This window comes from Rickettsia sp., assembly GCF_965035265.1.
This window is the reverse complement of sequence record NZ_CBCDJS010000074.1, coordinates 1-6,491: the sequence shown is the minus strand read 5'-3', so window position 1 is coordinate 6,491 and position 6,491 is coordinate 1. Positions and strand designations below refer to the sequence as shown.

Here is a 6,491-nt window from a genome sequence, read left to right as displayed (position 1 = left end):
GATTCCATTCAAGTATTGGGTATAAAAAACCTATGAATGTTTATCTGGATTACGTACAACATTATGAACAAATAGCAGCTTAATTTTAAGCAACATTACCAAGTACATTGTTCATATATTTTGTCTTGATTTTTCAGGCCATTATAGATGAGACATTATTAGTAAGAGCCACGTTAGTTGAGCTTACGTTAGCACTGAAAGTAACAGGACTTGCACCTATATTTACTAAAGCAACTGCCGTGATAGTCCCTGTAATATTTCCGCCGTTAATAGTTACCGTTCCAGTATTTGCAACATTTGTAGTAATTGCCCCATCAAGACCATTTTGTAGTACTAACGTACCTGCACCGGCAGCAAAATTTACAGCACCCGTCATTGAATCACCGGCAATCACGTTAGTATTATTACCGATACTGAAATTTATAGCCTCAGAAGTAGAATCTAAAGTAACATTACCGCCTGCATTAAAATTTACGAGCGTAATAGCATTATTAGCCCCAACCGCACCCGTAACCTCCGTGCCTGCACCAAAATTTATAGTACCGGAACCATCTATGGTACCGGTAATTGTTGAACCGTTAGCAACGTTTAATACTCCGGCATTATTCGCAAAATTTATAGCTCCCGTAACATCACTTACCGTAAGATTAGTGGTGTTTGTAAAATTAATCGGTGCATTAACGTCATTAAGTATTAGGTTACCTGCTATACCGGTGAGAATAGCATTTGCCGTATTAATCGTTGGGACTACGGTAATATTCCCTGCTCCTGAAAAAGTCATACTATTTAAAGTATTTCCGCCATTAATACCTAAATTATTTGCACCGGTTATCGTTAAAAGACCACCGGTTGAGCTTAACTGAATTTTACCGCTAGCCGCCGCACCGGGATTTAAATCCCCGTTCATTGTAGCCGTTACATTACCGTTACTTGTAATATTTAATATTGAACCGGCATTTTTGAATTTCATATTAGCAGTACTAATATTAAAATCCGCATTAGGCGTTAAAATATACGTCCCGACTCCACTATTATCGCCGATATTTATATTAGTAGCACTTGCCGAGGTAGCGGTTTGATCGGTAAAGTTACTACTTCCTGTAACATTAAGAGTAGTAATACCACTAAGGTTAATTCCTCCATTTGCTGTAACAGTCCCTATAGTATTAACCGAAGCTAGTTTATTAACAGCACCAAATGATCCTCCTTGAATAATCAAAGCATTAGTACCGTTCAAGGTTACATTACCGCCACCGCCTGCAGTACCGTCTAAATTACCGCCAAATGTTACGGTTTGAGCTTGAGGTGATTGTAATATTAATGCTGAATCCGGATCACTAAAATTAATTTTATTTCCTCCTGCAAGTAAACCTAAAGCAGGCTGATTTACGGCTATCGTTAAATCTTGGGGTGCTCCAAGTATACCTATATTAATTGCTTTGATTGTACCGATACTTTGATCGGTTACTGTAAGATTCGTATCAACATTTAAAGTAGCCGCTCCCGCTGCAACTACCGGACTTGCAAAAGTATAAGGTCCGGCCATACCGTTAAATGTAAGCGTTGATGCAAAACCACCAAAATTTACCCCTGTTTTTGCAGTTAAATTTCCACCCACGGTAGCCACGCCGGTGCTAGTGTAATTAAACTGATCAACCGTAACATTACCTCCCAAATCAACTGTTTTAGTGTTATCGCCTTGAACATTTAATATATTAATCGGATTACATCTTGCTGAAATCGTACTAACGAGTTTTGCGTAAATTGTACTAATCCTCCCAAGCCAGTATCAATTTTCGTTGTCCAATCTACACCATAAGGCGTGTCTCCTCCATTAATAGGCGTATACTGGTTACCTATCTTAATAGTTTGGGCATAGATATTCCCTGTAATTATAGCGGGATTTGTATTTAGAGGAGCAGGAGCTTCTGCTATCCCATCGGTAACAAATGTGCTAAGCCTTTTTGTGCCTCCTGTTCCGTTACCGCTACCAGCATTTAACGAAATAGTTCTTTTGCCTTGAGCAACGTGTACTGTTAATTGACCGTCTAAATCATTTGTCGGAACTAAATCTACGGTAGCCTTAAACTCTGCATCATTTATGGATTCATTAGTTACCACATAGCTAGAATTTGCATCGGCAAATTTGATATTAGCCGTAGGTTGGATATCCACAATCTCATTTCCCGGGAAGTAAACTGAAGAGTCGGTAGCAAAATCATATCTTGAGCTATTAATATTAATATTAATAGTCTTCGCATTACTCCAGCTTGGATCTTTAACTATAAACGGAGTACTAACGTCTATTGTAAGATTTCCTGCACCGGCAAGACTAGTTGCGATAGCAGGTATATTAAACTGAATTGAATTATTGCCGACAACAGTAGATTGTATAGTCAAAGTACTAGCATTGTTGTTAAAATTAAAGCTGTTAAAATAGTAAGTGTTTGCCGGTGCTTGCCCCGGTCCCGGATTCGGTGCAAAAGGAGGAACTGCCGCACTTGCAGCCGCCGGTGTAACCGGAGTACCTGTTAAAGTCATGTTTATAGCGTTAGGAACATTTACAACTAGCCCTACATTTGTTGCCTTAAGATTAACAGGTATAACAGGTCCAAGACTTAGGTTATTTGGTACCGTCATTGTTGCATTATTAAAGGTATCTAAATATATAGCAGGAATTGCTGGCACATCTGCGGTAAAATTATTTACTCCGCCAAGGGTTACAAACGAACCTGGTACGTATGCTCCTCCGCCAAAAGCACTCCCATTAGATACTGAGCCGCCCCCCTACTGTTACGATTCGGTTAGCAGTACCAAGGGCACTCGTGCTTGCGAGCATCAATGCAGCAGTTGATGCGAACATACCTTTTTTTAATAAATTTTTTAGAGTATTTTTTCGTTGAATTGACATAACATCTCCTAAATTTTGGCGTAATTTTTTAAATTATAAATTCGAGATTAGTATTCCTTAGCAAATAATAAATATATTCGGTATCACACAAGAGGATTAAAGCTCCTCTAAGCAAAATGAGAGCAAGATAAAAATTTTTAATATTTTCGCTAGGTTCTGTGAACATTTCTAATTGATTTACTATTTTGAGGTATTTTTTAGCGAAAATTAATAAGATTTTTGTCGGAATAGTTATTCATATTTCAAAAAAATCTTATAATTTGCAGCAAAAAATAACCAAAATTAAATCTTTTTAGAGATGTTCACAGAACCTACGTTGCACTTTTAGAAAAAGTTAATAATAAAATTAAATTTTTATTCAAGGCTTTAATTAATATTAATAATAAAAGAGGATAAGATGAAATGATTAACAATTATTAAAAGAACAAAAACTTTTCTAACTTATGATTCTGTTATATAAATAACACATTACTTTTAGTTGAAAAACATTAATTTAGTATTAAATTATGTATAGAGATACTTATAAAATAAGGATTTTCTGCATATAAAAAGTAATTATAAGTTACTTTTTATTATTTAAAATAAATTAAATTTTATGTATTTTTTATAAGAATTCGGTAAATCGTATATAAAACTTAAAGAATACAGGGATAAAACCTACTTATTTTAGCCCCTTAATAAAAACAGCAAAATTTTATTAACTTTTGTAGTCCTTATGTCATTCCTGCAAGGCATTGTTGCGTGGATCCCCAATTGTCATTGCGAGGAAATTACAAAGTAATTGACGAAGCAATCTCAGGATATTTGACGAGATTGCCACGCAGTCTACGACTGCTCGCAATGACGATATCTTTCTTTATTGAACAAAATCTATAAATTTTTGCATAAACAAATTGATTTGCTACAAATAATAGAGTATATAGTATAGACATAATTAATCCTCGGGGCGTAGCGCAGCCTGGTAGCGCATCTGGTTTGGGACCAGAGGGTCGGGAGTTCGAATCTCTCCGCCCCGACCATATAATATATACTCCGAAGTAAAATGAAGAGTAGTAGTAAAAAAATATAAACCTAATGTCAAAAGACGACCTCATTCAGTTTACAGGTACAGTACTTGAACTTTTACCTAATGCTACTTTCAGAGTAAAGCTTGAGAATGATCATATAATTATTGCTCATACTTCCGGTAGGATGCGTAAAAATCGTATCAGAATATTACTAGGAGATAAAGTTACGGTAGAAATGACTCCTTATGATTTAACTAAGGGGCGTGTGATTCATCGTCACTAGTCTTTATAAGTATGAAGCGAAACCAAAAAACCTTACCGATTATATTAGCATCAAGCTCTCCTGCAAGAATTGAATTATTACACCGAATAAAAATCATCCCTTCACAAATTATTCCGGCAGATATAGACGAAACACCTAATTTGCGTGAATTACCCGCTCCCTTAGCTATAAGACTTGCTTACGAAAAAGCTATAAAAGTTACATCTCAAATAGAGGAATCAGCTATAATTATAGCTGCCGATACTGTAGCGGCAGTAGGTAGAAGAATATTGCCGAAAGCTACTACTTACGAAGAAGTCAAGAATTGTATCAAGATGTTATCGGGGCGTCGTCATCGCGTCTATACCGGTTTATGTATTATCAAAAAAGAGAATGATCAGCTTACCGTTAGACAAAAAATAGTTCAGACTATTGTTAAGTTCAAAAAATTAAGTGATGAGGAGATTAATTTTTATTGTTCTTTAGATGAGGGGATAGATAAAGCCGGCGGGTGCAAAATTTCCGGTTATGCAGAAGCTTTTATCTCATTTATTTCCGGTTCATATTCAAATGTTATGGGACTACCTCTATTTGAAACGGTGAATGCTTTAACTTCTTTAGGTTTTAAGGTATATAATCGCTAATAATCGAGGCATTGATAGATCAGTTTTTCCGTCATTGCGAGGAGTTGCGTTAGCAGCGACGCGGCAATCTCATAAGATAATATAAAAAAACTCCTAGGATTGCCGCACCGGCATAAATGCCGGCTCGCAATGACGGTGAAAATCGATCCACGCATATAAATTACCTAGCTGCTCAGTTTCCAGGTTCGTCCAAATGACTCCTCTCATAATTTTCATGGCGCTCTTGAGCTTCAATACATAATGCAGCAATAGGTCTTGCTTCTAATCTTTTTATACCTATTGGGCCGCCTGTTTCTTCACAGTAACCGTATTCCCCATTTTTAATACGTGATAATGCTTCTTCTATTTTACTCATTAATTTACAATATCTATTTCTACTACGAAGCTCAAAAGCTCGTTCTGTTTCATGAGTAGCGCAATCGTTTAGATCGGATTCTTTCAAATTTTCTTCCTTTAAATGATTTAAAGTCTCTTGAGACTCCTTTAATAAGTCATCTTTCCATCTTAAAAGTTTTTGTCTAAAATATTCTAGGTGATTCGGACACATATATTCTTCATCTTTAGAAGGTTTATATCCCATAGGTAATTTAGGTATTTCTAGCATATTAATATCTCAATATTAGCTTTAATTTATTATGTTTATAAGGTTTTTAAAATAATATAATATATAACTTAAAATTAACGCAAGAAGATTATGAATATTAATATATTTTATTTTTTAATTGGATATGCAGTATTATATACAGCTTCTAAATGCTTTATACTTGTTTTAGTATAGTTTTGTGTAGTAGATAAACTTTTATGACCTAATAGCTCCTGAATAGAGCGTAAATCTGCACCATGCTCAAGCAAATGTGAAGCAAAACTATGTCTAAATGAATGAGCAGTTAAATGCTGCGGTAAACCATAAAAATGCTTTAATTTAATTAATTCACGATTAAATACCGGTGGCTGCAATTTCTTACCTTGTTTCCCTCTAAATATCGGTTCATTATCTTCTAATTTATATGGTAATATTTCTAAATAGCTGGTAATTAAATTTTTAGCAATCGGTAACCACGGAATTACTCTTTCTTTACTACCTTTACCGATTATTTTTATAAACTCTAGGTTTTGTAGATGAAGTTTCGTAATTGATAGTGCTTCCGATATACGAAGCCCTGCAGCATATATAAGAACAAGCAGGGCTTTATTTCTAAGTTCTACCCACTTAATATTACCGTATTCTTCAATATGCTCAAGTGTTATTACTACATCATCTTCCGATAAAGCTTTTGGTAACAATTTAGTTTTTTTAGGAGATTTTATAGAAAAAATTATATGGCTATTTAATTGTGTTGTTTTTTCTAAAAACTTATAAAAATTTTTTACTGCAGATAAACCACGTGAAATTGAAGAAGTGGTAAAATTATCACAATTACGTTTTGCAAGCCAACTTCGGATTAATCTTATATCTGCGGCTTTAATATGATTTATTGTTACAAGCTCTGCATTATAATAATTCATAAACTCAAGGAAATGCTTAAGGTCATTATTATAAGAAATTACTGTATGATTAGAGTAATTTCTTTGCAAAGCGAGGTATTTTTGCCACTTATTTATTAATTCCTGAATTGATGTATCTAACATTTATAAAAACTTAACTATTTTTAATATTATTCTTAATG

7 protein-coding genes and 1 tRNA gene are annotated in these 6,491 nt (G+C 34.6%); 3 read left to right on the top strand and 5 right to left on the bottom strand.

The annotated features are described in order from the left end of the window. Window positions 1-133: 133 nt before the first annotated feature. The 3 genes from AC1Z7D_RS05430 to AC1Z7D_RS05420 all read right to left on the bottom strand — a co-directional run bounded on the left by AC1Z7D_RS05430 (window position 134) and on the right by AC1Z7D_RS05420 (window position 2,911). A complete protein-coding gene (locus tag AC1Z7D_RS05430; RefSeq protein WP_482602654.1) occupies window positions 134-1,618 on the bottom strand; it encodes a beta strand repeat-containing protein in 1,485 nt (494 codons plus the stop codon). A gap of 89 nt (window positions 1,619-1,707) precedes the next feature. After that, window positions 1,708-2,640: a hypothetical protein gene (locus AC1Z7D_RS05425; protein WP_482602652.1), complete on the bottom strand. Its 933-nt coding sequence runs from the start codon at window positions 2,638-2,640 to the stop codon at window positions 1,708-1,710. 127 nt (window positions 2,641-2,767) lie between these two features. Then, window positions 2,768-2,911, bottom strand: a complete 144-nt coding sequence (locus tag AC1Z7D_RS05420) for a hypothetical protein (RefSeq protein ID WP_482602650.1) — start codon at window positions 2,909-2,911, stop codon at window positions 2,768-2,770. Between the two features lie 942 nt (window positions 2,912-3,853). Between AC1Z7D_RS05420 and AC1Z7D_RS05415 the strand changes: the two genes are divergently transcribed. From AC1Z7D_RS05415 to AC1Z7D_RS05405, 3 genes are all read left to right on the top strand, one after another. Next, window positions 3,854-3,930 (top strand) — tRNA-Pro (locus tag AC1Z7D_RS05415). A 55-nt stretch (window positions 3,931-3,985) separates the two neighbouring features. Beyond that, window positions 3,986-4,201: a translation initiation factor IF-1 gene (gene infA / locus AC1Z7D_RS05410; protein WP_004596875.1), complete on the top strand. Its 216-nt coding sequence runs from the start codon at window positions 3,986-3,988 to the stop codon at window positions 4,199-4,201. Window positions 4,202-4,212: 11 nt separating this feature from the next. Beyond that, on the top strand, window positions 4,213-4,824 hold the full coding sequence (locus AC1Z7D_RS05405; protein ID WP_482602647.1) for a Maf family protein: 612 nt from the start codon (window positions 4,213-4,215) through the stop codon (window positions 4,822-4,824). A gap of 172 nt (window positions 4,825-4,996) precedes the next feature. On the opposite strand, the gene dksA is transcribed toward AC1Z7D_RS05405, so the two are convergent. Both dksA and AC1Z7D_RS05395 read right to left on the bottom strand, forming a co-directional pair. Beyond that, window positions 4,997-5,428, bottom strand: a complete 432-nt coding sequence (gene dksA / locus AC1Z7D_RS05400; protein WP_482602645.1) for an RNA polymerase-binding protein DksA — start codon at window positions 5,426-5,428, stop codon at window positions 4,997-4,999. Between the two features lie 107 nt (window positions 5,429-5,535). Further along, window positions 5,536-6,453: a tyrosine recombinase XerC gene (locus tag AC1Z7D_RS05395; RefSeq protein WP_482602643.1), complete on the bottom strand. Its 918-nt coding sequence runs from the start codon at window positions 6,451-6,453 to the stop codon at window positions 5,536-5,538. Window positions 6,454-6,491 lie beyond the last annotated feature (38 nt).